Annotated in this window: 22 protein-coding genes; 9 read left to right on the top strand and 13 right to left on the bottom strand. The window is 64.0% G+C overall.

Annotated elements, in window-relative coordinates:
* Positions 1 to 133 precede the first annotated feature (133 nt).
* The 4 genes from WG212_RS20080 (at position 134) to WG212_RS20065 (ending at position 3,512) form a co-directional block, all read left to right on the top strand.
* Positions 134 to 901 carry a TrbG/VirB9 family P-type conjugative transfer protein gene (locus WG212_RS20080; RefSeq protein ID WP_337188897.1) on the top strand — a complete coding sequence of 256 codons (768 nt, stop codon included), beginning with the start codon at positions 134 to 136 and terminating at the stop codon, positions 899 to 901.
* A complete protein-coding gene (gene virB10, locus WG212_RS20075; RefSeq protein WP_337188899.1) occupies positions 898 to 2,007 on the top strand; it encodes a type IV secretion system protein VirB10 in 1,110 nt (369 codons plus the stop codon). Before WG212_RS20080 ends, virB10 begins: the two co-directional genes overlap by 4 nt.
* 21 nt (positions 2,008 to 2,028) lie before the next feature.
* Complete coding sequence (gene virB11, locus WG212_RS20070) at positions 2,029 to 3,012, top strand: P-type DNA transfer ATPase VirB11 (RefSeq protein WP_337188896.1); 984 nt, start codon at positions 2,029 to 2,031, stop codon at positions 3,010 to 3,012.
* A 134-nt stretch (positions 3,013 to 3,146) separates the two neighbouring features.
* Positions 3,147 to 3,512, top strand: a complete 366-nt coding sequence (locus tag WG212_RS20065) for a PilZ domain-containing protein (RefSeq protein ID WP_337188895.1) — start codon at positions 3,147 to 3,149, stop codon at positions 3,510 to 3,512.
* A gap of 21 nt (positions 3,513 to 3,533) precedes the next feature.
* Here WG212_RS20065 and WG212_RS20060 read toward each other — a convergent pair whose 3' ends face one another.
* The 8 genes from WG212_RS20060 to WG212_RS20025 all read right to left on the bottom strand — a co-directional run bounded on the left by WG212_RS20060 (position 3,534) and on the right by WG212_RS20025 (position 11,856).
* On the bottom strand, positions 3,534 to 4,709 hold the full coding sequence (locus WG212_RS20060) for a polysaccharide pyruvyl transferase family protein (protein ID WP_337188894.1): 1,176 nt from the start codon (positions 4,707 to 4,709) through the stop codon (positions 3,534 to 3,536).
* Positions 4,710 to 4,895: 186 nt separating this feature from the next.
* Positions 4,896 to 5,582 (bottom strand): exosortase-associated protein EpsI, V-type, encoded by a 687-nt coding sequence (gene epsI, locus WG212_RS20055; RefSeq protein ID WP_337188893.1) that lies wholly within the window; start codon positions 5,580 to 5,582, stop codon positions 4,896 to 4,898.
* Positions 5,579 to 6,466: an exosortase V gene (xrtV, locus tag WG212_RS20050; protein ID WP_337188892.1), complete on the bottom strand. Its 888-nt coding sequence runs from the start codon at positions 6,464 to 6,466 to the stop codon at positions 5,579 to 5,581. Before xrtV ends, epsI begins: the two co-directional genes overlap by 4 nt.
* 5 nt (positions 6,467 to 6,471) lie before the next feature.
* A complete protein-coding gene (locus WG212_RS20045) occupies positions 6,472 to 7,209 on the bottom strand; it encodes a CpsD/CapB family tyrosine-protein kinase (RefSeq protein ID WP_337188891.1) in 738 nt (245 codons plus the stop codon).
* Positions 7,206 to 8,552 carry a Wzz/FepE/Etk N-terminal domain-containing protein gene (locus WG212_RS20040; protein WP_337188890.1) on the bottom strand — a complete coding sequence of 449 codons (1,347 nt, stop codon included), beginning with the start codon at positions 8,550 to 8,552 and terminating at the stop codon, positions 7,206 to 7,208. Before WG212_RS20040 ends, WG212_RS20045 begins: the two co-directional genes overlap by 4 nt.
* Before the next feature lie 15 nt (positions 8,553 to 8,567).
* Positions 8,568 to 9,407, bottom strand: coding sequence for a polysaccharide biosynthesis/export family protein (locus WG212_RS20035; RefSeq protein ID WP_337188889.1), 840 nt, complete (start codon positions 9,405 to 9,407; stop codon positions 8,568 to 8,570).
* Positions 9,408 to 9,423: 16 nt separating this feature from the next.
* The gene (locus tag WG212_RS20030; RefSeq protein WP_337188888.1) at positions 9,424 to 10,641 is read right to left on the bottom strand and encodes a hypothetical protein; all 1,218 of its coding nucleotides are present in this window, start codon (positions 10,639 to 10,641) and stop codon (positions 9,424 to 9,426) included.
* Between the two features lie 87 nt (positions 10,642 to 10,728).
* On the bottom strand, positions 10,729 to 11,856 hold the full coding sequence (locus tag WG212_RS20025; RefSeq protein WP_337188887.1) for a Coenzyme F420 hydrogenase/dehydrogenase, beta subunit C-terminal domain: 1,128 nt from the start codon (positions 11,854 to 11,856) through the stop codon (positions 10,729 to 10,731).
* 249 nt (positions 11,857 to 12,105) lie between these two features.
* Between WG212_RS20025 and WG212_RS20020 the strand changes: the two genes are divergently transcribed.
* Together WG212_RS20020 and WG212_RS20015 are read left to right on the top strand one after the other, a co-directional pair.
* Entirely contained in the window at positions 12,106 to 13,185 is a 1,080-nt protein-coding gene (locus WG212_RS20020) for a glycosyltransferase (protein WP_337188886.1), read from the top strand.
* 8 nt (positions 13,186 to 13,193) lie between these two features.
* Entirely contained in the window at positions 13,194 to 14,783 is a 1,590-nt protein-coding gene (locus tag WG212_RS20015; protein ID WP_337188885.1) for an O-antigen ligase family protein, read from the top strand.
* A 29-nt stretch (positions 14,784 to 14,812) separates the two neighbouring features.
* Here the strand turns inward: WG212_RS20015 and WG212_RS20010 are convergent, their stop codons facing one another.
* The 3 genes from WG212_RS20010 to WG212_RS20000 form a co-directional block, all read right to left on the bottom strand.
* Positions 14,813 to 15,391, bottom strand: a complete 579-nt coding sequence (locus WG212_RS20010; protein ID WP_337188884.1) for an AAA family ATPase — start codon at positions 15,389 to 15,391, stop codon at positions 14,813 to 14,815.
* Between the two features lie 116 nt (positions 15,392 to 15,507).
* Entirely contained in the window at positions 15,508 to 16,839 is a 1,332-nt protein-coding gene (locus WG212_RS20005) for a hypothetical protein (protein WP_337188883.1), read from the bottom strand.
* Between the two features lie 190 nt (positions 16,840 to 17,029).
* Positions 17,030 to 17,716, bottom strand: a complete 687-nt coding sequence (locus WG212_RS20000; RefSeq protein WP_337188882.1) for a PEPxxWA-CTERM sorting domain-containing protein — start codon at positions 17,714 to 17,716, stop codon at positions 17,030 to 17,032.
* A gap of 381 nt (positions 17,717 to 18,097) precedes the next feature.
* On the opposite strand from WG212_RS20000, the gene WG212_RS19995 reads away from it, so the two are divergent.
* Positions 18,098 to 19,498: an AAA family ATPase gene (locus tag WG212_RS19995; RefSeq protein WP_337188881.1), complete on the top strand. Its 1,401-nt coding sequence runs from the start codon at positions 18,098 to 18,100 to the stop codon at positions 19,496 to 19,498.
* 85 nt (positions 19,499 to 19,583) lie between these two features.
* Here the strand turns inward: WG212_RS19995 and WG212_RS19990 are convergent, their stop codons facing one another.
* Together WG212_RS19990 and WG212_RS19985 are read right to left on the bottom strand one after the other, a co-directional pair.
* Positions 19,584 to 19,712: a hypothetical protein gene (locus tag WG212_RS19990; protein WP_337188880.1), complete on the bottom strand. Its 129-nt coding sequence runs from the start codon at positions 19,710 to 19,712 to the stop codon at positions 19,584 to 19,586.
* Between the two features lie 97 nt (positions 19,713 to 19,809).
* Positions 19,810 to 20,751 (bottom strand): hypothetical protein, encoded by a 942-nt coding sequence (locus WG212_RS19985; protein WP_337188879.1) that lies wholly within the window; start codon positions 20,749 to 20,751, stop codon positions 19,810 to 19,812.
* A 265-nt stretch (positions 20,752 to 21,016) separates the two neighbouring features.
* Here WG212_RS19985 and WG212_RS19980 point away from each other — a divergent pair, with 265 nt between their 5' ends.
* Together WG212_RS19980 and WG212_RS19975 are read left to right on the top strand one after the other, a co-directional pair.
* Positions 21,017 to 22,246: a glycosyltransferase family 4 protein gene (locus WG212_RS19980; protein ID WP_337188878.1), complete on the top strand. Its 1,230-nt coding sequence runs from the start codon at positions 21,017 to 21,019 to the stop codon at positions 22,244 to 22,246.
* Positions 22,247 to 22,313: 67 nt separating this feature from the next.
* Positions 22,314 to 23,153 (top strand): aldo/keto reductase, encoded by an 840-nt coding sequence (locus tag WG212_RS19975; protein WP_337188877.1) that lies wholly within the window; start codon positions 22,314 to 22,316, stop codon positions 23,151 to 23,153.
* Position 23,154: the final 1 nt, after the last annotated feature.

The raw sequence follows: 23,154 nt of genomic DNA, 5'->3' as shown, positions 1-23,154 counted from the left end.
GGGCGGCGGCCGTGGCCGCCGCCGCCAACCCCACATCCCCGAGACAGGTATCCGTGACCTTCGACGACACGCGCCGCCTGGGCGACGCCTATCGCCGCAACAGCTTCACCGCACGCCGCGCCGGAGTGGCCCGATGAGCCGCGCCTTCCCCTTCCGCGGGCTGGCCGTGGCCCTGGCGCTCGCCGCCACGCCGGCCCTCGCGGTCGTCCCGCGCCCCGGCCCCGGCGACCCGCGCATCCATGTGGTCGACTACGACCCCGAGGCGGTGGTCGAGCTGCGCGTGGCCCTGGGCTACCAGCTTTCGGTCGAGTTCGACCCTGCCGAGCGGATCGAGAACGTCGCCATCGGCGATTCCCTCGGCTGGCAGGTGACGCCGAACCGGCGCGCGAACCTCCTGTTCCTCAAGCCCATGTCGCAGCGGCCGGCCACCAACATGACGGTGGTCACCAACCTGCGCCGCTACAACTTCGAGTTGGGCCTGCGCCCACGGGCCGCCGCAAGGACGGCGCCGTTCAGCGTACGGTTCCTGTACGCCCCGCCGGTCATGGCGGTGATCGCGCCGCCGCCGCCGCCGCCGCCGCCGGTCGAGCGCAACAGCGCCTATTCCTACGACGGCTCGTCGCGGACCCTGCCGGTCAAGGTCTTCGACGACGGCCTCGACACCTATTTCAGCTTCCGCGCAAGCGAGGATCTGCCCGCGATCTACGCCCTCGATCCCGATGGCGGCGAGGCGGTGGTCAACACACGCCAGCGCGACGGCTACGTCGTGGTCGACCGCATCGCCCCCGGCTTCGTCCTTCGACGCGGCAGCGAAGTGACCCGCATCTACAACGATGGCTTCCGCGTCGAGGAGGCCAGCGCGCTCAGGCCGCGCAAGAAGGATCCCTGGTGGCGCCGATGAAGCTCGAGGCCGACAAGAAGCGCAAGGGCGGACGGCCAGTGGGCGGAGGCCCCGTGAGCGCCGTCTTCGAACGCGGCGTGTCCGCGCGTCCTCGGGTCCAGGCGCCGGATTCGCCCTGGACCGTCTGGGCTGGCGTCGGTGGCGCGGCCGTTCTGGGCCTGATGGTCTTCAACGGCCTCTCGAGCAGCCGCGAGGCCCAAGCCCAGACGCCGCCTCCAGCTCCCGAAGCGGCGCCGGCTCCGGTCGCACAGCCGGCCCCCGCCGCCATCCCGCCCGCGCCCTCCGCCGCGCCGGCGCCGCCGGCGAACGCAATGGTGGGCCCGGCCGTCGACCCGGAAATGGCCCACTGGCGCGCGCCCACCATGGTCGTCGACTTCAGCGGCGCGCCGGATGCGCAGTCCGCGGCCCAGGCGGCTCAGGCCACGGCCGCCGGCCCGGCGACCGGGTCGCCGGCGGGACCGGCCGGCGTCGATGGCCGCCAGTCGGCCGACGAGCGCTTCTCCGCCCGGCTGACGGGCAGCCTCGGCGACACGGCGCGCGCCAGCCAGATGCGCGACCTGGGGCGCACCGTGCCTCAGGGCACGGTCATCGCCGCGGTTCTGGAAACCGCGATCAACTCCGACCTGCCGGGTTCCGTCCGTGGCGTGGTCAGTCGCGATGTGCGCAGCTTCGACGGCAGCCGGGTGCTGATCCCGCGCGGCTCCAAGCTGGTGGGCCAGTACAAGAGCGCCGCCGCCCAGGGCCAGACCCGCGCCTTCGTCGTCTGGGAACGGATCATCAGCCCCACGGGGGTCACCATCGACATCGGCTCGCCCGCCGCGGACCGCCTGGGCCGTGGCGGCCTGGAGGGCGACGTGGACCGTCATTTCTTCCAGCGCTTCGGCGCCGCCATCCTGCTGACGGTGCTCCAGGCCGGGACGACGGCGCTGGCGTCCGAGGGCAGCGGCTCCACCGTGATCATCGGCAACCCCGCCCAGGTCAGCAACGTGGGCGCGACGGCCCTCCAGTCGCAGGTGAACATCCCCGACACCATCAAGGTGCCCCAGGGCGTGCCGGTGCAGGTCTTTGTCGCCCGCGACCTCGACTTCGCCGGCGTGGTGCGGTGACCCGGCCATGAGTGCGCCCCAATGAGTGCGAACGTCTACCTCAGCGCCTACCTGGCGCCGCTCTCGCCCTGGCTCTCGCGGCCCGACGTCACCGACGTGCTGATCAACCGGCCCGGCGAGGTCTGGATCGAGACCACCGACGGCGCGATCACCCGCGAGCCGGCCGACGAATTGACCGAGACGGCGCTCCAGCGGCTGGCCCGCCAGATCGCCGCCGCCAGCCATCAGGGCGTCAACCGCGAGCAGCCCCTGCTGTCGGCCACGCTGCCCGATGGCGCACGGGTGCAGGTGGTGGCGCCGCCCGCCACCCGGGGCGGCCTGGCGCTGGCCGTCCGCAAGCACCTGATATCCGACCTGTCGGTCACCGACCTGGCGCGGGACGGGCTCTTCGAGACCACCGCCCGCAGCGATCCGGCCCGCACGGCCGAGGCGGACGCCGAACTCGAGGCCATGCTGGCCGCCGGCGACATGGCCGCCTTCCTCAAGGCCGCCGTGCGCCGCCGCAAGACCATCGTCATCTCGGGCGGCACGGGCAGCGGCAAGACCACCCTCCTGAACGCCCTGGTGAAGGAGATCGACCGCAGCGAGCGGCTGGTGGTGATCGAGGACGCGCCCGAGGTGCGCCTGGACCACCCCAACAGCGTGGGCCTGGTGGCCGTGCGCGGCGAGCTGGGCGAGGCTCGCGTCGATGCCGACACGTTGCTGGCGGCGTCGCTCCGCCTGCGGCCCGATCGCATCCTGCTCGGCGAACTGCGCGGCCGGGAGGCCTTCGCCTTCCTGCGCGCGGTCAACAGCGGTCACCCAGGCTCGCTCACCACCATCCACGCCGACAGCCCGGCCGGCGCGCTGGACCAGATCGCGCTCCTGGCCCTCACCTCGGGCGTCGATCTGGGTTGGGACAAGGTGCAGACCTACGTCAGTCGTGTGATCGACATCGTGGTCCAGCTCGACCGCCTCGACGGCGCCCGAAAGGTGAGCGAGGTCCTGTTCCAGCCGCGCCGCTGACGCCGGGCCGCCTGAGAGGGGCCGCCTGAGATGGGCCGCCTGAGATGGGCCTGCGGCAGGCCGCCGCACCCCTGTCACGCGAACGCCGGGAAAAAGGAACGACTTCTCAACCAGCCTGACGGTACCTGGGACGCATGACGTCCAAGCCCGCCCCGAACTATATGGAGCGCCGCGCCGAACCGCGTGTGTCGGTCAGCGCCCCGGGCCGCGTCATGCACGGCGAGCGGATGGGCATCTGGGCCGACTGCATCATCAAGGACCTGAGCGCTTCCGGCGCCAAGGTCGAGCTTTCGCACTTCTACCGCCTGCCGCCCCGCTTCATCCTCCTGCACTTCCAGGAGAACGCGGCCTACGAAGTGGTCCTGAAGTGGCGCCGCGGCGACCTGGCCGGCATGGCGTTCGAACGCCGCCACGACCTCACCGCAACCGACGATCCCCGCCTGGCCCCCGTCGTCGAGGCCTGGCGCGCGCTCCAGCCGGGGCTGGCGAAGCGGGGCTGAGAGACGGGCGACGAAAGCCCTCTATCTTGCCAACGCGCGCGAGAAGAATTCCTCCAGCACCGCATCGTAGGTCGCGAGACCCTGCGCAACCACGCCAGACCCGACGGCTATGTCTTGGCGCAAGGCCTCGCGCTTCGTCAGACGGTCGTTGAGAAATTCCAACGCCATATCGGTGCTCATACCTCGGACAGGCACGAGATGGTCGTATCCAAGAGCGCCGGAAAAGAGCCCTGAGAACTTTCGGCTGTAGGCGATAGGCGCCACGGGCACTCCGGCGGAGTACGCCGCGATACAGGCATGCATCCTTCCGGCCACGAGGAAGTCCAGGCCGGCGATGTAAGACTTCGCCTCCTCCGGAGACCGGAAGTTTGGCGCGCGCACGACTGTAGGGAATTCCTGAGCCAGCACATCAGCAACCCGGGCATCATCGTCCCGCGCCAGACGTTCCGATAGGACGTGGCAGACGAGATGGACCCGCGCATCGCTGCGCGCCGCGTGATGGCGAATGAAGCGGCGCATCAACTCAGCGTAGTCGACCTCCAGCCCGTAGTCGTTCCCACCGCCATACCCGCCATTATAGAGCAGGCCCGACACATTGACCCCGATCTCCAGGACGTCCTCCTTCCGGGGCGCCGGCGGCGTGAAGGGCAGACGGAACGCCACGTCAATGGACTGCACGCCGCGCGCCCGCGGCGCCAAAGATGTCAACGCCGCCATCGACTCGGGATCCCGGGCGACGACTGCGTGGGCCTTGACGAGGGCGCGCCGCGCCAGCGCCTTATAGGGCTGGCGCGAAAAGGGGCCGATCGTCTGCGGACTCAGGAGCAAAGGCTTACCTCGGAGGAAGGCCAGTTCCTTGGTCAGGATCATGAACGCAAAGCGCGTGGAACCGTAGATGTCGGCGAAGCTGTCCCCCGCCCCAATATCGAGGATGCAATCCAAGTCCGCCAATTCGCGCCAGTACCCTCCGGGCGACTGCAACGACCGACGGCTGATGTTGAATGTCCGGATGTCGGGGCCGCTCACATACGGGTGAGCGAGATCCCCGGGGAACTGAAGCAGGGTGAATTGTGGAGAGACTCCAAGCCGTTGCGCAGCCTGACGGGCTGACGCGATGTTCCCGACCGTAAGAGCGCCGACACCCAGGTTGCCGGCGGCGTCACAGTGCCACAACAGCCCGATCTTGATTTGACCCATCTTCACACATCTACAACTGAGCGTACGGATCACGTACGCTGATTGCTCTCTATCGAGCTCCAAGATGATCGTCCCAGCCTTGTCGCTCGGCCGATGAGCCGACACTGGAGACTCAAAAGCGCGCCCGGGGAAATCACCTCGAACAGGGGTGCATCAAACGACTTGAGCCCCCCGTGCAAATCCGCGTCAGCCGATCTCTCGAGCTAGACGAGTGCCCACGAGCGCCGGCCTCTTGTCCACCGCCACGGCCTTGAGCAACTCGGGAACAAACCGGTCCAATACGGCGAAACCCTGCTCCGAGGCCCCCATGGCCGAGCAGCGGATGAGGATGCCGTCCGGGATGTAGCCCTGGACCGAATTCTCGAACCGCGCGACGCGCTGTTCCCCTCCTGTCCGAGGCAGGCGTTCGCCCATGCGCGTCCAGTAGAGAATGTTTTCCCTTCGCTCCTGGGTCGTGGCGATCACGCGCCGGGCTGGCAGCAGGGAGCCACCGGGAAGGGGCAAATTGATGGATTGCGCAAACTCGAGACTGAAACCCACGGCGGGATAGCAACTCTCGGGCCGATGCAGTTGGAGGAGGTCGCTTTGTGTATCCCCATAAGCGGCCAGGAGCATCACGCTGGCGCCTGTATTCGGGTCGAAGTAAACGCGGGCGACCGTCTCGCTGTAGAGGGTCTGGGCAAGCCGGCCCGCAAGCTCGGGCCCAATGAGATCCTCGACAGGTCGGCCCTCCCAAGCCCCGAACTGCAGAGGAAGCGTCTTATCGACCGTCGTGTTCTTGAGGAGGATGTAGCGATTGCGGGGCCGCAACGCCTCGGCAGCGCCGAGCGACGCGAGAGCCAGTCCCCCTAGGATCAAATCTCGCTTTCTCATGCGATCGCGTTGCCTTTCGCCGATGGCCAGAGCTTCGAAACCAGGCTGTCAATCGCAAACATGAGCAACAGAGAGACCGCAAAGAGGAACAGACCCGCTGTTACGTGCAGGAAGCCTTGCCCGACGGCGTCACCGAAATGGTACGTCAGCAGGATGAGGATCACGATGCGCACGACGTTGGCCGCGATAGCGACCGGAATGATGAGTGAGACTAGAAACGCCGAGTACTTCCAGCCCGCGTCGCGAAGAAGGTATATGTAGAACAGCGTGATCGCGATGAGCCCAATGAGAGAGTTCAGGCCTGAACACGCGTCCTCAACAAGAAGTTGATAGGGACCGGCGGTCATGGTGACGCCCTCTCTGACGAGCGGCACTCCCATGAGTTGCACGATCCAGGCCGACAGCGCCGACACCAACAGCTTCAACGGCGCCGTGAATTCGTCCAACATCCAACCTGGGACAGGCAGCAGAAGTCCAAGATAGAAGATCGGAAACCAGTTCTGGAGCATGGCCCGAAGGCCGAAGCGATCGTGAAGGATCGCAATGCCGAATCCGTAGAGTCCCGCCGCCTCAAGGCTGATGAAGTCGTAGGCCCGGCCGACGATATAGACAGCAAGGGACACCGCAACGGCCGCGATCGTGAGCCCGAACCGCCCCTCCTCCCGCAATTCGGCCATGGCTGGAAGCCGCCGCCAGAGAAGCCAGGCTCCGGTCGCCAGAACGATCGGCCCGTGAGCCCCGAACTCCCGCGACCACACCTGCTCGCCGAGGCGCACAATTGTCGGCCCCGCGAAGATGGCCGCCGCGATGAACAGCGGCGCGTGTTCCGCCAATCGACGGAGCAAGGGTGGGCTGCTCGCCCCCTTATCTGCGAGTTCAGCCATCCCAGTCAGACTTCGCTCAGGACCGTGCCGACGATCTCGGCCCCGTCCTCCTTGAGTTGCTTCACAAGATTCGCCACGTCGGCCGACCGGGTCATGTGCGCCTTCGCCACGACGAGGGAATAGCCGACCACGCTCGAGATTCTCAGGGCGTCGGCGACATCGTTCGCCGCTGGACAGTCAACGATCGTGAACTCGAAGTCCCGTAGACAGCGCTCGATCAGGCTCTTGAAACCGTCGCTGGCGAGCAACTCCTGTGCGTTGTCGGCCAAACCGCCCGAGTAGAGAAGAGATAAGTTCGGGAGAACTTCGTGATGGATGACGTCGCCTGGGCGCCTACCCGGTTCGGTCAGGCACTGTATCAGCCCCTCGGGCGCGGCTTCCGCCCGGATGTAGTCGCCAAGCTGCGGTGAGCGCAGGTCCCCATCGATCAACAAGGTGGACAGGCCAGCCTGCGAAAGCGCGACGGCGAGGTTGACGGCCGTGTAGGTGCATCCCACACCGGCGGTGGGCGCACATATCGCGACCCCACGGCGCCCGTCTTCGACGTGCCGCGCCATGATATGGGTGCGGATTGTCCGAACGGCTTCGGCTTCAGCCTCCCGACCTTCCGAGAGCGTTACGAGATCTCGTGAGAACTCGTATACACGCAGAGACCTCTCCTCTGGCGCCGCGGGGACAGCTGTACCGGGTGGAAGAGCGGCAATCGGCGCGGCGCCGTTCGATGTCGCACGTTCTTCGTTCATGCCCGGGCGGCCTGCATCGGCCCCCCCTTTCCGCGCCGGAAGGTCGGGAAACGGAACTGTACTGACTTCAGATTGGGGTTGCGGATGACCGCCAACACGGGGGCTTCCGCCAAAGCGACGAGATCGTCGGCGCTCCGGACGCGCCGGCCCATGAGTTCCAGCAGGAGCGCCAGCAGAATCCCGAGCGCGACGCCGCCTGGAACCGAAGCCCCGACAATAAGCAGTTTGTTGGGGAAGACCGGCGACTGCGGCGTGATGGCGCTCGACAACGGCGTCACTCCGGCTTCAGCCACGTCGGACTCCTGCCGAAGCTGCGCCGAGCGGGCCACGGACTGCTTGTATTGCTCGCGACGGAGGTCGATGTCGTCCTGCATCAGCCGCAGCCGCTCGACCTGCTCCCGCTGCGCCATCACCTTGGCCTTCTGTTGTTCCAGCATACCGCTGGTAGCCCGTGAAGCGTTCATGGCCGCGCCCGTAGCCGCCGCCGAACTATTCCGCTCCTGCTCGACCTGCTGCGCCAGAAGGTTTCGTCGGACCTTGAGCTGCTGAAGTGTCGGGTGATTGGGCCCGAGGACCTTCGTCTGTTCAGCGATCTCGGCATCGAGGAGGCCGAGTTGCGCGACACTTGCGGCTGTCGCGCTGCCCGCCGAAGCGAAGACAGGCGCCGCGCCCTGAGAGGCCAGCGCCGCCAAGCGGGCGCTATCGATGTCGATCTTGTCTTCCTGGAGCACGATCCCGGTCTCACGTTCGTAGGCCGCTTTGGACGCCTCGGCGTCAAACAGGATCTTGCGGGCCTTCTCGGCCTGCCCCTCATACCAGTCCGCGTTCCGGCGCGCGGCCTCTCGACGCGTCTGCAGGGTAACGTCCATGTATGCCTTCTGAAGCGCGTCGGCGATCAGCCGCGCCTCACTTGGCGAAGTGGAGCTATATCCGATCTCAAGGATATTGCTGCCCATGATCACGTTCGCCTGCGCGCCTTCGGAGATCGTCTTCGACGCCCATGTATCGAAGTCGAGATCACGTCCGCCTTCCCGGTTTCGATAGGCTCGCTGGCGAGCGGGATCGCTCTGCCACTTGAGATCCTGCACGACCAGTCGCGAGACTTGCTGATCCTTGATCAATTCGATCTGTGTCCGCGTATAGGCTCGCAGATAGGCAGGGGAAATCACCTGCCCCGTGACTGGATCGGGCTTGATCGCATCAAGCATGACCCGCGAGTAGGCTTCGTACCTCGGCGGAATTACGTTGATTGCGATTACACCCACGACGAGGCAGATCGCCGCGCAAGCACCGATCAAGGCCCTATGAGCCAGAAGTATCCGAAAGAATTGGACAATATTCATTAGGACCAAACACCTCTAGAAGAGGCGCTCTCCCACTTCGAAGACGTCGCCCGGCTCGACACGATCATCCGCGTTCACCTTGACTTTACGACCAGCTCTCGTGACGCTGATCTTCTTATCTGAGCCTGACTCTGTGAGGCCAGCCGCTTTCGCCAACGCCATGCGAACCGTCAGTCCGGTCTGCATTGCATAGGTGCCCGGCGAATTTACCTGCCCATATATGTAGAAAGTCTCAGCGACCGGCGCATAGATTTTGTCGCCGGCGCTGACGTGGGGATCCTGATTGGCGTCCCCGGTGGCCAGGTCGCGAATGAGCAACCGTTTCTCCTCGCCCGCCTCCGGTCGGACGATCAGATAGTCCGCCGCCCCTTCCCGGACACCGCCAACGCGGGCGAGTATCTCGGAAAGCCGGTAAGGTCGATTGATGGGCACGAGACCAGGCGACCCGACATATCCCAGAACCGTGACATACCGGCTGGCATAGCCCACGACTTCGATGGTCACCACCGGATCGGCGAAATATCCCCCGGCGCGCAACGCCTCGCGGATGTTGTCCGACAACTCGGCGGTCGTCCGGTCTGCCGCAGGAACCTTTCCGACGAAGGGCAACTGGATCGTGCCGTCAGCCTGAACCCGCGCGCGCCCCCCAAAGTCGGTTCGGCCCAGCAAACCGACCTCGACGACATCGTCACGTCCCAGAACATAGGCCGAGGACGTGGGGGCTGGTGGCGTCATAGTCGCACCCTGCCCGACAACCGCCCCGTCGCTCGCCGGATTCTGCGCCTGCCCGGCGGCCGGAAGAGCAAAAAGAGCCACAATCGCCACGACGGCGACCGAGAATATCCGCGACATCATCCGATACCATCCAGACCTAGAAGCCGACCTCTGCGGTGAGGCCCACCCGTGTTGAAGTATAGTTGAATTCGGGCAGATTAGCGTTGCGATCCTCATAACGAACGTCCAGGAGCAGGCTGGCGCGACGGCTCTGGCGATACCGAAGCGAAGCGAACGTCGCATTGGTGCGAGAATTTGTCAGCACGGGCACGTTCAGCGTGGTGTCCACGTTGGAGTCGATATCCTGAATTCTATGGCCGAACCCTACGACATATCGAGATCCCAGGCTGTAGCTGCCTCGCACTTCACCGGAAGTGACGATGTCGTAGAGCTTACCGGCGCGCGGACTGGGCGTGACCGCCCGGTCACCCAGGACGTCAAAGGTCAACCGGCTTCCCGCCCTGTAGGTCGCCGCTGCGGAATAGGTGGTGCTGGTGAATTTGGCCTCGCTCCCGGGTGGCGCAAACTCCCGCTTGACCGTGGTCCGCCCCGCGGCCGCCCGAACCGTGATGCGAGAACCGAACTGCCGCTCGGCGGACAAGCCGTAGGCCGTCGTGAAGAAACCGTCGCCCACAGGGCGTCCTGGAAGAATGCGGTTGGGAAACTCGTTGTTCGAATAGTTGAACGTACCGGCCAGCCGCCCAAGCGTGGGGTTCGTGTAACCCAGGCTCAGAAGGAGGTTCTCGGTGGTGCTGTCGGCTTCCTTCTGGATCGCGGCGGAGTTCATGTTCTCGCTCCGCTGGACAATTGCTGAGCCACCGAACCCGCGCGGGCGGCCACACGTCGCGCCCGCAGCGATCGACGTGGACTGCTGAGTGTTCTTGATCGCGGGGGAATCGATCAGCGCCAAGTCGCTCTGCGATACTCGGTAGGCCCCGAACGCAGCGAGCTGGCAGAAGCCGAGCGAGGTGAGATAGCCGCCTTGAAGATCGGCGCGCGGCCTGTCCAACTGCGAATTCTCTCGGTGAAGGTCATAGCCAGCCCCACCCCGCAGGAACAACGCCTGACCTCCGAGCGGCTGGATGATATCCACGGAGACCTGCGGGCGGAGCGTGTACTCACGTCGCGAGATCCCCCGCTGAGCCGCGAGCGCACTGCTGGATCGGGCAAAATTGCTGTCATAGATGGCGCTGACGCTCGTCGAGACGTTGAATTGCCTATCACCCGCGACGGTGGGCATCGCAGGCTGGGCGGCAGCCACCCCTGCGCAGCCGGCATAGATGAGCGGGCCAAGGACGAAAGGCCTCAGTCGCATCTCATAGCCTCCAGCATAACGCAGAATGATCCCCTTGTTCGCTACGTACCAGCTACGGCCCAGGAAACCTAGGTCGACGCGGGCCGCTCAAAGGCGGCTCCTTGTCCCCTTCAGCGTTCGCCGGATCGTGCCTAGCAAGTTTCGGACCGCTTCCGCCGGCGCGGCGCGGGACGCCGCCTTGAGGACTTTCAACCCAGCAAACCTGGGGCTTGGTTGCCCAAGCAATGCAAGCGCTGTGGTGCGCGCCAGCACCAGGCGTTTCCGCTTCGCCTGCGATGGCTGCATCTTGTCGATCTCGCCTATATCCAACGGCGAAACCTCGATCTGACCGGCCGCAACGGCGGACTCCACCAGTTTCCGTCCCACTGCGGAGCGCGAGATGATGAGGCTGCGCCCCTCCTGTTCATCAAAGCTCGGGTATCCGGCCTCGTCTCCGTACCAAGCGTCCGCACATGCTATGTCGGCGACACCGCCGACGGCGTCCGGACAGATCTTGCACCGGAACTGAACCTCCTTCGAAAGGAACCGTCCCCAGCTGTCTGCATAGGTCATCTGCGCCGCGCCGGATGGAGTCCGAGCCTCGCACATGCCGGGCCAGCCCCGCCCCCGATAGCGGAACTGGACGAGGTCGTTGGCCTTGACGCCGAATGCTTCAAGTATGCGATCAACCCCTGCGTGGCTGGGAATGCCGCCGCAGAAGAACGACAGTGCCAGCGGAACACACTGCCCGATACGCGGATCGGTGCGAGCGAGTCTGCGCAGGGCCGACACGTCACAGGGTTTGCCAACGAACGCGAACCGCCCACCCTCGTCGAGCGCCTCGCGAATCGCCGCCATCGGCGATGACGCAGTGTAACGTGAACCGGCCCGGGCGACGATTTCCGCTGACGTTCGCGAGATGAATACGAGGTTCCTCGAAGGTCGCTCAGGGTCGGCCCCGGTGTGAAGCACCCGATCAACGTCGCCCCGTTCAAGCGCATGCACGAGCAAAGCGGACAGCGCGCCGCCGGACGACCCCTCGAAACGAGTCTCGGGATCACTCGCCGCCCCGGTGAGCACCTGTTCACAGGGGCCCCAGATGGGATGCACGCTTTTCCCTGCGGGCCACTCCGCCACCACCGCGCCAGGACACGCAGCAGAGATCTGGCGCTCCGCTTCGACAGACAGGTCACCAGACTGGACAGGTCTGGCATAACCCGGCGCCTCGTCATGCATCGAGATCGCGTCGGGTGCGATGGCGGCGCACAGGCCACAGCCGGTACAAAGCTCCCCGCGAAGGACGCGATCGATCGTTGGCGACCGGGATAGCCCATGCTGCATCAAAACCACCCCACAAGGACGCCGATCAGTGCCGCGGCGCGTTTTCAGCGGCAACCCGACGCGAAGTAAGCGCGAGTTGGTTCAACACTCCTTTACGCGCTTCAAGTGGATAAGTAGGCGCCACCTCATTCCAAGGCCTCAAGCATGTCCGATCCGGCGACAGCCGAGCCCAGCCCCCGCACCACGAGTTTGAAGGTCTGCCTGGCCGCGTCGGGAGGAGGGCATGTCCGGCAACTCCTCGACCTCCGCGAAGTCTGGTCCGAGCATGACTACTTCTTCGTCACCGAGGACACTGCTCTGGGCCAGACACTGGCGCGCGAGCATCGTACCTATTTCGTCCCGCATTTCGCCTGGGGACAGACCCGGTTCGGGAGCCCGCTCAAGATGCTTACGGGCGCGCTGGTCAGCCTGTTCCGGTCTCTTGCGTTCATGTCCAGGGAGCGGCCGGACGTGATCATCTCGACCGGAGCGGGCGCAGTTATCTTCCCGGTCATCTGGGCGCGGCTGTTCGGCGCGCGCGTGGTGGTGATCGAGTCGTTTGCGCGCTTCGACGGTCCGTCGCTGTTCGGCCGGATCGCCGCGCCATTCGCTCACGACGTGGTGGTTCAGTCACCTAAACTCGCTCGCTTTTATCCGCGCGCGGAAGTCTTCGATCCGTTTCGACGCCTGGAGGGCGAGATTCCACCGAAGGAAGATCTCCTGTTTGCCACCGTCGGCGCAACATTGCCGTTCGACCGTCTCGTCGACACCGTGGACGCGGCGCGGAGGGATGGCGAAATCCCAGAACGCATCATCGTCCAGACGGGAGTTGGCGGTCGGTCACCCGAAGGAATCGAGACCAGCGAGACGCTTCCTTTCGATGAGGTCGAAGCTATTCTACAGCGGGCCAGGATTGTCGTATGCCATGGCGGAACGGGGTCGCTGATCACCGCCCTCCGCGCCGGCTGCCAGGTTATCGCGATGCCACGACTTTCCCGCCTCCAGGAACACTATGACGACCATCAATCCGAGATCACCGCCGCGTTCCGCGATAGGGGATTGGTGCTCGTAGCGCACGACGAGGCAGAGTTCCGCAAAGCGCTCGCCACCGCGCGCACGCGCGACGCCGTTCTTGCCACGACTGACCCAGTCGAGCTTCGGAATTTCCTTCGGACACGTCTGAGCCGGATCCGGCGGCCTGCGGCCGCAAAGTCTCGGAAGAGGCTCCGGAACCAAGGATCATGATATCCGGGTTGGCGAAACGCGTCCGGCGCTGGTTCTCTCGGGGAGAGGCGGACACCGCCGCCCTGCCCGTCCTGGCGGGTTTCAGGAGTTCGCCGCCTCCAGCCCTCAGAATCCTCCTGCTCACCGCCCTCGCAGCGGGTTGCATCGCGTACGGCTTTGCATTTGGTGCGCTGGCGCCATCGCGGATGATGCCGTTCACATTGCCAATCATCCTCCTGGCAGGCCTCATTCTGTGGGCGCTGCCGCCGGGCGAGTACGCGCCGACCCGCCTTCTCGAGCCGCTCTTCATCGCCTTCTTTGCTGCACTGATCCTCTGGCCGAACTACTTGGCGGTTTCCGTCCTCAATCTGCCGTGGATGACGATGCTCCGCGTCACGGGGGCTCCCCTGATGCTGGTGTTTCTAGCCTGTATCTCCATCTCAAAGACTTTCAGATCCGAGATGAAGGAAATCCTCAACGCCGATAGAATACAGGTTCGGCTGATAATTGCGCTTCTAGCCCTGTGGACGCTGACAATCCCGCTGTCCTCGGACATCGGATCATCAGTGAACCGATACGCTGTCGCGCTGGTGAACCTGATCGGGATATTTTTCCTCAGCTGCTATCTGTTCAGCCGACCAACATTCGCCCTCTTGTGGACCCGGATACTTCTCCTTTCACTAGGCGTCGTTTGTATGTTTGCGATCTGGGAGTCGAGGATACACCAGCTTCCCTGGGCACAGCATATTCCACCCTTCCTCAAGATAGACGATCCGGTGGTACAGAAGATTCTTAGTGCCGGCTTCGGCAGAACCGGGATCTATCGAACCGCAGCGACTCAAACGACTCCTCTTGGCTTGGCCGAGCTTCTCGGTCTCAGCTTGCCTTTTGCTATGCACCTTAGCTTCAGCAGATATGGCCTCATCACCCGTGGGTTGGCTGCGCTTCTCGTACCACTCTCGGTGTGGGTGATCTTGCTGACCGACTCCCGACTGGGCTTCGTGGCCGCCTGCGCCTCCGTACTCTTCTATGTCCTCTTCTGGGCGATCCTGCGCTGGAGGCAGGTGAAATCCAGCATCTTCGCGCCTGCGATCGTGCTCGGTTACCCTGCGGTGTTTGTGGCGTTTCTCACCGCTACGTTCGTCGTACGGAGACTGCGGAACGAGTTCTGGGGAACAGGGGAGCAACAGTTCAGCACGCAGAGTCGACTCGACCAGTGGGCTGATGCAACGCCGATGATCCTAAAGAATCCGATTGGACACGGGATAGGCCAAGGCGCCTCAACACTTGGCTGGACGAACCTTGCTGGCGTCCTGACTATCGACTCCTACTGGCTGAGCGTTCTACTCGAGATCGGCGTGCTGGGTTTCATTGTCTTCTACGGCTTGATGCTGCGGGGATCGTACAAGGCGATGAGGGGGGCCATGGAAGTAAGGAACGATCCAGAGTTGTCCCTGTTGATCCCCATGTCGGTCATGCTGCTGAATTTCGTGATCGTGAAGATGGTTTTCAGCCAGGAAGCCAACCACGCACTTGCCTTCATGGTCCTGGGGGCGATCGTCGCGTTGACGTACCGCTTGAACACCAAGACCGGCGTGACTGGCTCACATGCTCGCTGAACGGGGAGGCTGCCCGCGCCTGCGCATGATCACCCTGTATTGAAGACCGTCCCGATCACGCGAACGCCATCCTGAGCCAACTGTTCCGAGAGTAGTGATACGTCGTCCAGGAATGTTATCCCCCTTCTCGCGACGATGACCGCATAGCCTACTCCCGCCGCGATCGTACGGGCGTCGGCAAACCGGTTCGCCGGCGGAGAATCAAAGATCACGAACTCATGACTCCGCATGATCGACTCAACGAAATCCCGGAACACATCTCTAGCGAGCAACGCATCTGCGTCAGCCGCCGGACCTCCCGATCCAATGCTGAACAAGCCGTCGATCCGCGTCGGCTGAATGATCTCGTTGAGGGTCGCTTCTCCCCGCAGATGCTGAACCAGCCCCGCTTGGGTTTCGGTCGCCGTATGCAAGCCGTAAGCCGGGGTTGAACGAAGGTTGGTGTCTACGAAGAGCGTAGAGACAGCTTGCTGTGCGATTGCGATCGCCAGGTTGGCGGCAATGGAGGACACTCCTACGCCCGCAGATACGCCGCAGATCACGACCCCACGACGCCCCACGGCAATGTGCCGGTCAATGAGTTGCCCTGCGATCCGGCGCAGCGACACCGCAGCTCCTGACACGGGGTTCGAAATCAGTGGTGACAGACGTTCACAGCCCTGGCCGCCGAAGGTCTCCTTCTCGGCTCCAGACCGGCCCAGCCTCCGGCCAAGTCTCGGTAACCTCATGGCGTCTGGACGTCAGCGAGCGGAAGTCGGTCCCGCGTTCGGGGCGCACTGAGCGTCCACCGTCGTCCCGAGGACGGACCGAAGGTCGGCACCACGCCCAAAACCGGAATGCCATGTCCTTGGAGCAGTTCATGCGGATGGCGGGCGCGCCGGTTCAGCAATTCGACGAGTAAAGCCGCTAGGCAGCCCAGAAGCAGGCCCAGGAAGCCACTTCCGCCGAGAATAAGCCAGGGGTTGGGAAATACGGGCGCTGACTTGACTTCCGGCGCTCCGAGCGGCGTGAGGTTGGACTGTTCGAGATTGGCCAGTTGCCTAAGCTCGGCGATCTTCTTGTAATGCGAGTTCAGTATGTCCCGCCGCCGCTCGATCTCCTCGTCCAGCAGACGCATCTCAAGGGCCGTTTCGCGAGTGGAGAGCACCTTGTCCACCTGAACGTCGATCGCGGCCTGTCGCGCCTTCTCGATCATTGCGGCTTGGCGGGCGCCATCCCCGGCCGTGCTGCGTTCGAGTTCGACCTGCGCTCTCAGCCCGTCGCGGGATATCTCGAGCGCCCTGAGCGCGGGGTGGTTGGGCCCGAGCGTCTTCGCGGCCTCCTGAAGCTGCGCCTCCACAGTTGCCAGGCGCGGCGCTGACGCCGACTCATCTCGAGATGTGACGAAGCCTGTGCGGATATCGGTGACCAGCTTGGTGAGTCTCCGAGACTCCATCAGTGGCAGGCCGCCGGTCTTGTCCTCAAGGGTCCGCTTCGCGGCTTCGAGAGCCCCCAACTCCACCCGGGCCTTCTCCGCCTGCGCACCGAGGTTCGTGGCGCCGTCGGTCGCCCCGAAGCGCTTGCTGTCGATCGTGGCGCGGATATATGCCGTCCGGATCGCGGATACGAAATCAAGCGCGCCTTCGCGCGTCGTGCCCACGCTGCTGACGATGATGATGTTGCTGTCGGCCAATAGGCGCGCGCCAGTGCCACTGATGAGACGTCGGGCGACCCATCGTGGAAAGTCCGCAGCGTTGGCGCCCGGCTCGGCAGCGTACGCTTGCTGCAACCCGACGTCATCAAGCAACCCCAGCATTTCGGCCGCCGGGACCGCGACCTGGAAGTCCCGAACCATCTCCAGCTGGGTGTTCACATAGGCCTGCGCCATCTTGCTGTTGACGTACTCACCCGTCACCGGATCAGGCTTGATGTAGTCGAGGATCACCTTCGCCGTCGCTTGGTACCTTGGGGGCGACGTTGCGTAAACGAAGCCCCCTCCGATGAGGCATCCGCCGAATGCGGCGGCCACAATCACCCACCGCGCACGCAGGACGCCCAGGATCGACTTCAGGATCAAAGGCCTTCCAACTCCCTGACGCCAAATTTCCTGAACAGGGATACCCCCGTTCAGGCTGCACCAGCCTATACGAATTCCCTTCCTATTTATCCACTCGAGTCCCCTACGGTGTGCATGCTCACAACGTCAGGTAAGAAAAAGGCCGCGCCCTTTCAGGCGCGGCCCCGTTCCATAGAGTGCCATCTTGTCGTTAGGCGAAGGCGCCCATCGCACGGCGACGGCGCAGCATGGCGCCCGCCCCCATGAAGCCGCCGATCATCAGAGCCCAGGTGCTGGGTTCCGGAACGTAGCCTGCGAAAGATCCGACCAGGTTCGAGCCGATAAAGTCGTTCAGCTGGCCGCCCGTGATCCCGTAGGCCGGGTTGACGTTGGTGAAACCGAAGACCGCGTTGTCACCCTTGAGGAAGGACAGATCGACCACATCCGACGTAAGTTGCAGTTGGCCGCCGACCGACGTGAAATTGCCCGAGGTGTCGGTCGTGACGCCCGTGAGCCAGAAGTTGGTAAAGTCACCGCGCAGCAGCACAACGCTGGGATCGCTGAAGCTGCGGAACTCGAAATAACCGTCAAGGCCGGCCTGGGTGAAGTTGGGAAGGGATTGCGCCAGCACGCCCGTGCCGTTCGTGGAGGCCTGGAGCGTCAGGACAGCTTGTTGACCAAAAATCCCGTCGTTGAACAGGGCATCGTCGAAATTGATGATGGTCATCAGATTCGAGACCGTGAGCGTACCTTCACCCGGCGCCGTACCATCCCAGGTGATCTGGTTCGGGCCAGCGAAACCGGAGGTCGCCACCTGCACAAACGTAGTCGCGTGAGCAGCACCGGTCATGGACAGGGCGACAGCTGCGCCCGCGAAAAACTTCGTAAAACCGTTCATCTGTTAGCACCCCTATTAACTTAGCGTTCACCGTAAGGGGGGCGGCGACGCCTGTCACCCAGCTTCCCCTAATGGGCGAGTACGACGAGCGCCCCCACCCAAACATCGCGACTCTGCATCGTTCCCGAAGGCTGCGGCACATCGTCGACGACCAGCTCTGCAAGGTCGGCGCCAACCGTACCACGGGCGCAGGATGAATGCGAGCCGCGCGAAAGTCAGGCCTCTCAAGTGAGCGGGCTTTCGCGACAGCGCCTCAGAATCGTCTCTCCTCGGCGGTTAAGCAAACGGAAGGCAACGTGCGCACTATATGTCACGCGTCCGAGAGCGCATCCCGCGCGTACGCGTTGTATGATCTCGCACGCGCGATTGATGGAGAACAAATTGGCCGGCTGGAACCCGTTCAAGCGGAAGAAGCCCGGAGCGAAGGCCCCGGGGGTGAAACCGGTCAAAGCCAACCGCGCCGAAGCTACGCCTTCGGCAATCGTGAAGCCGCTCGTCCGCGAGGCGCACCGCCGCGCGCCGGAGCAAGCGGGCCTTCCGCGCTTCAACACCACCGCCAGCGACCAGATGAGCGGTCGCGGCTCCGACCGCTTCGCCTTGGTGCGCGCCAAACTGCGTCACGCCTTCACGCCATCGCAGCCGGTGGCGGACCGCCGGCTATTCGCCGGCCGAGATGAGGTGCTGAAGACCATCATCCGTTCGATCGAGGATCAGCGCCTCCACGTGGTGCTCTATGGCGAGCGGGGCATCGGCAAGACTTCGCTGATGCACATCCTTACCCAGGCCGCCACCGAGGCGCGTTATATCGTGGTCTATACGTCGTGCGGCGCGAACTCGAACTTCGACGAGACGTTCCGCGCGGCGGCCGCGGAGATTCCGCTGCTGTTCCATTCCGGCTTCTCGCCGACAGCGGCCGAGACTGAGAAAGGCGCTTCTCTCGCCGACCTTCTGCCCAACGAGCCGCTCACACCGCGTAAGTTTGGCGACCTCTGCGCGCGCCTTACGGGCACCCGCGTCCTGATCATCCTGGACGAGTTCGATCGAGCTGAATCCGGCACTTTCCGGCGCGACGTGGCGGAAGTGATCAAGAACCTTTCGGACCGCCTGGGTCGTGTGCAACTCGTGCTTGCCGGGGTTGCCGCCGACCTGACCGAACTGGTGGAGCATATTCCCTCCATCCGCCGCAACATCTTCGCCCTCCGCGTGCCGAAGATGACGGAGGCCGAGGTGATGCAGATCGTGGCCAACGGCGAGCGCGAGGCGGATCTTAAATTCGACCCCCAGGCGAGCGCCTTCGTGGTCGAGGTGGCCCGCGGCTCGCCGTACATTGCCAACCTGGTCTGCCACCATGCCGGCCACGCCTCTCTCGATGCGGGCCGCAGTACGGTCCAACCGTCCGACGTAGCCAGCGCCGTCGATCGCACCATATTGGAGTTCCAGGGCCGGATCGGCACACCCGTCCAACAGCACGTGCAGCGTCTATTTGATCAGGGACGACAGGACGTTCTGGCTATGACTTCCCGCGCCGCCTTGTCGGCCGACGGCGTCTTCGACGCTTCTGATGTCGAAGCTTCGAATCGAATCTCGGCCCGGAAGGCGCAGGACGCCATCGAGATCCTGCTCGCCGAGCGTCTGCTGAAACCCGTCTACCCTGATGAGGCCGGGCCGCGCTACAGCTTCGTGGAAGAAGGCATGCCGACCCTCATCTGGATGATGTGGGCCCAGCGGAACCTGAACAGCGGCGGAGCTGCGACACCCGCCCCCCGCGCAGCGGCATCATAAAAGGCCAGGCTCGCGGGACACGCACCGTCAGCCTGGCGAGGCCGGGCGGGAATGACGAGCCAGCGACCTGACGCGTCGCTCGGCGTCACCCCGCGCGGTCGCCTTTATCTCCGTGGCGCCTGACCTCCCGGCCATTCTTCTGTCCGTCCAGATAGCTCCACACGATTATGGAGACGATGGATCCGAAGAGGATCGCCAGCGAGAACGGTTCCATCTAGTCTCCAATCACGCTTGGCCAGCCACAGAGCTCAGTCCGATTTCACAGGATAGTGGCGTGGTGTCACGGGATATCGCGCGACACCACGCAGGTGCTACGGCGAGGGCGTAGCCGCTGTTCCGGGAGCGGCGGATGCTCCTTCCTCCGTCGCCGGGGTCTTCTTCTCGGGAGCGGCCGCAGGCTTCTTCTCCGGCGCCGGCTTGTAGGCCGCATTGTATTGAATCTTATCTTCCGCCGCCTTCCTCAGGCTTTCGACCTGCTTTTGGACGGTTTGGCCGGCCTTCTGCTGACGAAGCATGTTCGTTGCATAAGCCTTGGCTGCATCGCCGCGGAGCGGCGCATCCCGTGATGACGCAACGTGATTGAACAGCAGGGCGCCACCCTGTGGGATCACGAACACTTCGCCCGGCGGCAGGCCCATGACACCCCGGACAAGCGCCGGATTCGCCGTCAATGTATCCAGCGCAACCGCGTTGTCCTGGTAGCGTATTCCTTCTCTGTCCAGCAGGGCTTTCACTTCGGCCAGGGACTTGAGGGGGCGCAGTTGCTCAGGAGGGATCTGGTTCGGTGCTGCGATCACCTGATCGACGAACAGTACCTTTCGGTTTTCAAACTGATTGGGATTATCAGTGATGAAAGCCGTAATCTCCGCCTCGGTCGGCTGGGCCACCTTGCTCGCAAGTTTGCGCTGATAGAGTTGAGCCAGAAGAGTCTCCTGCCCGCGCCCAACCTGGATCGTGTAGTCAGAGCTCTTGTCCAACTTCTCGTCGCGCGCGGCCTTCGCCAACAGCTTACGGAGAATAATGCGCTGCAACGCCTGCTGCTGCGCCGCCTTGATTACCGCCGGGTCGCGGGCACTGAAGTTTCCCAGTTCCGCGCGAAGCTCAAGCGCCGTAATCTCCTCGCCATCGACCGTTGCGACGACCTGTCCTTTGGGCTCCCCTCCTCCTCCGATCAGCCCGCGTACCTGCTCACAGCCTGAAAGTGTCAGCGTCGCGCAAACCGCGCCCGCGACTACCAGCGTGCGATTTATCAAGTTCCCCTCCTGGAACACTGACCGCGTCCTCGACGTCGGTCCGGCAAGTGTCAAAGCAACATCGGCGACGGCTTGCCGGAACGGTGCTCTACCGAACTTCCTTCGGACGCACCGGCGGACCGCCACAGTCAGTCTGTAGCGCAACGTGTATGAAAGCCATGTTGAAACGCAATAGACGTGTAGACACCTTGCCTTAGGTCTTTGGGAAGCTATTGGCGGCTAGCAGAAGCAGAATCCCTCCTCGGGAGGTGTACGGGAGCCGACAATGCAACCTGCCGAGTCTGGAGATCCAGCCGAGAAGCTGAGGGTTCTCGTGGTTGGTCTACTGCTCGATGGAACTGATGTCGGCGGCACATATGCGTCCTTCAAATGGGTCGAGGCGCTGGGCCGTCGCTGCGACCTCACACTGCTCTGCCTCGAACGGCCCGGACGCGTCCCCATGGCGCGCCAGCTTCCGCACGTGAGGGTGGTGAGTTGGCCCGAACCGGGCTTCCTGGCTCGGTTCGAACGCGTCCGGGCGCAACTCAAACCCGCTTGGCCGCTGTTTGCATACCGCGCACGGCGATGGATCGCCGACGCCCTGGAGAAGGGTGAACGTTTCGACGTCGCGCATCATATCAACCCGCAGGCCATGCGACACGCCTCGCCACTACGCTCCTTCGGCATTCCCTACGTGATCGGACCGCAGGATGGCAGCCTGCCGACGCCGCAGGGCATGAAGAGTGAGGTCCGGGACGGCCTGATGACTCGCCTTCGCGCCATCGACAGAGTTCGCCTCAGGTACGATCCAGGGCTAAGGGCGACCTACAAAAACGCCGCGCTCGTGCTCGGCGTCGCGCCCTATGTCAAAGATGTCCTGTCGGATGTCCCCCTGCGACGGTTCGCCACCAGACTGGAGCGCGCTGGAGACCCCGCTCCGGACGCACGGTGGACTCCGCCTCAAGGCGGAGAACTTCGCCTCCTCCATGTTGGCCGCGTCGTGCGGACCAAAGGTCTGCGGGATATGGTCCGAGCGATGGCGGAGCTTGACGATCTGCCGAACGTCCGGCTGACCAGCGCCGGCGACGGCCCAGATCTCGAGGCCTGTCGCGCCGAAGCCGCAGCCCTGGGAGTCGCCGACAGGATCGAGTTTCTCGGCCAGATTCCTCGCGCGCACGTGGAGCGGCTCTACGCCACCCATCACGTCTTCGCTTTCCCGACCTTCCGAGAACCCATGGGCGGCGTCTTCTTCGAGGCGATGCGGTGGGGATTGCCGGTGGTGACGGCTGACTACGGAGGCCCCGTCGCAATCGTCGATGAGAAAAGTGGCTTGCGGATTCCGGTGACTACCCCGCAGCAGTTCCCAAAGGATATCGCCGCGGCCATTCGCAGTCTTGCGTCTACACCTGAACTGCTTGTCCGGTACTCGGAAGGAGTTCGGAGACGGATGAAAGAACTCGGCGACTGGGATGACAAGGCTCGCGATACAGAGGGGCTGTACCGGGAACTGATATGATGTACCCCGCAACTTGGATGCGCCGCACCTCCAGCAGGTCGCCGAACTTGGCCCACAGGATCTTCCCATGAGACAGATCGAAATTGCGCCCGGCCTACCGACCGCATCGATCCTGGGCCTGGGCTGTTCTCGCCTCGGCTCCATGACCTCGGAACACTCGCCGGCGGAAGCCCGGAAACTCGTGACGGCCGCCCTCAGCCTCGGGGTAACCCTTTTCGACACTTCGAACATCTATGCCCAAGGTCGCAGTGAGCAGATTCTGGGGCAGGCGCTGCAAGGCCGCCGCGACGTGTCGATCGTGACGAAGGCCGGGCAGGTGTTCCCACTGAAACACCGTCTGCTTTCACCTCTGAAGGGGCCGGTGTCGGCGCTTTTGAAGCACTCAAGGTCCGCTCAGGCGGGTGTAAGGGCCGCGCGCAGCCAGGGACTTCCAAGAAACTATTCGCCGGAGCATCTGAAGACTGCTCTCGAAGCTTCTCTCCGGCGCCTGCGACGAACCGAGGTGGAGGCCTTTCTACTTCATAGTCCGCGCATCGAACATATCTCGGACGGTGTGGCTCTTGACGCGCTGACCGGCCTCAAACAATCGGGAAAAGCCCGGACGGTCGGTGTTTCGGTGGATGATGAAAGCGTCTTGGAACGGGTTGCGGACGATCCGCGGGTGGATGTCATCCAGGCCCCGTTCGGCATTGCCCGGCGCGCATTCGAATCCAGCCTCGCCCGCGCTTCTGCCCGGGGCGCCCTAATCATCGCGCGGGAGGTGCTTTCTGCCGATGCCGGTGTCACACGGCCAAGTCCAGCGGACGCCGTGCGCTTCAGCACCGGACATCCCCACGTGATGTTCACGCTGGTCGGCACCGGAAATATCGATCATTTGCGACAGGCGGTTGAGGCCGCGAGACACTAGA

Origin of the sequence: Phenylobacterium sp. (genome assembly GCF_037189685.1) — a bacterium.
Taxonomy (GTDB): Bacteria; Pseudomonadota; Alphaproteobacteria; order Caulobacterales; family Caulobacteraceae; genus Phenylobacterium.
Note: the sequence above shows the minus strand (reverse complement) of the source record. Positions and strands in the feature narration are given on the sequence as shown.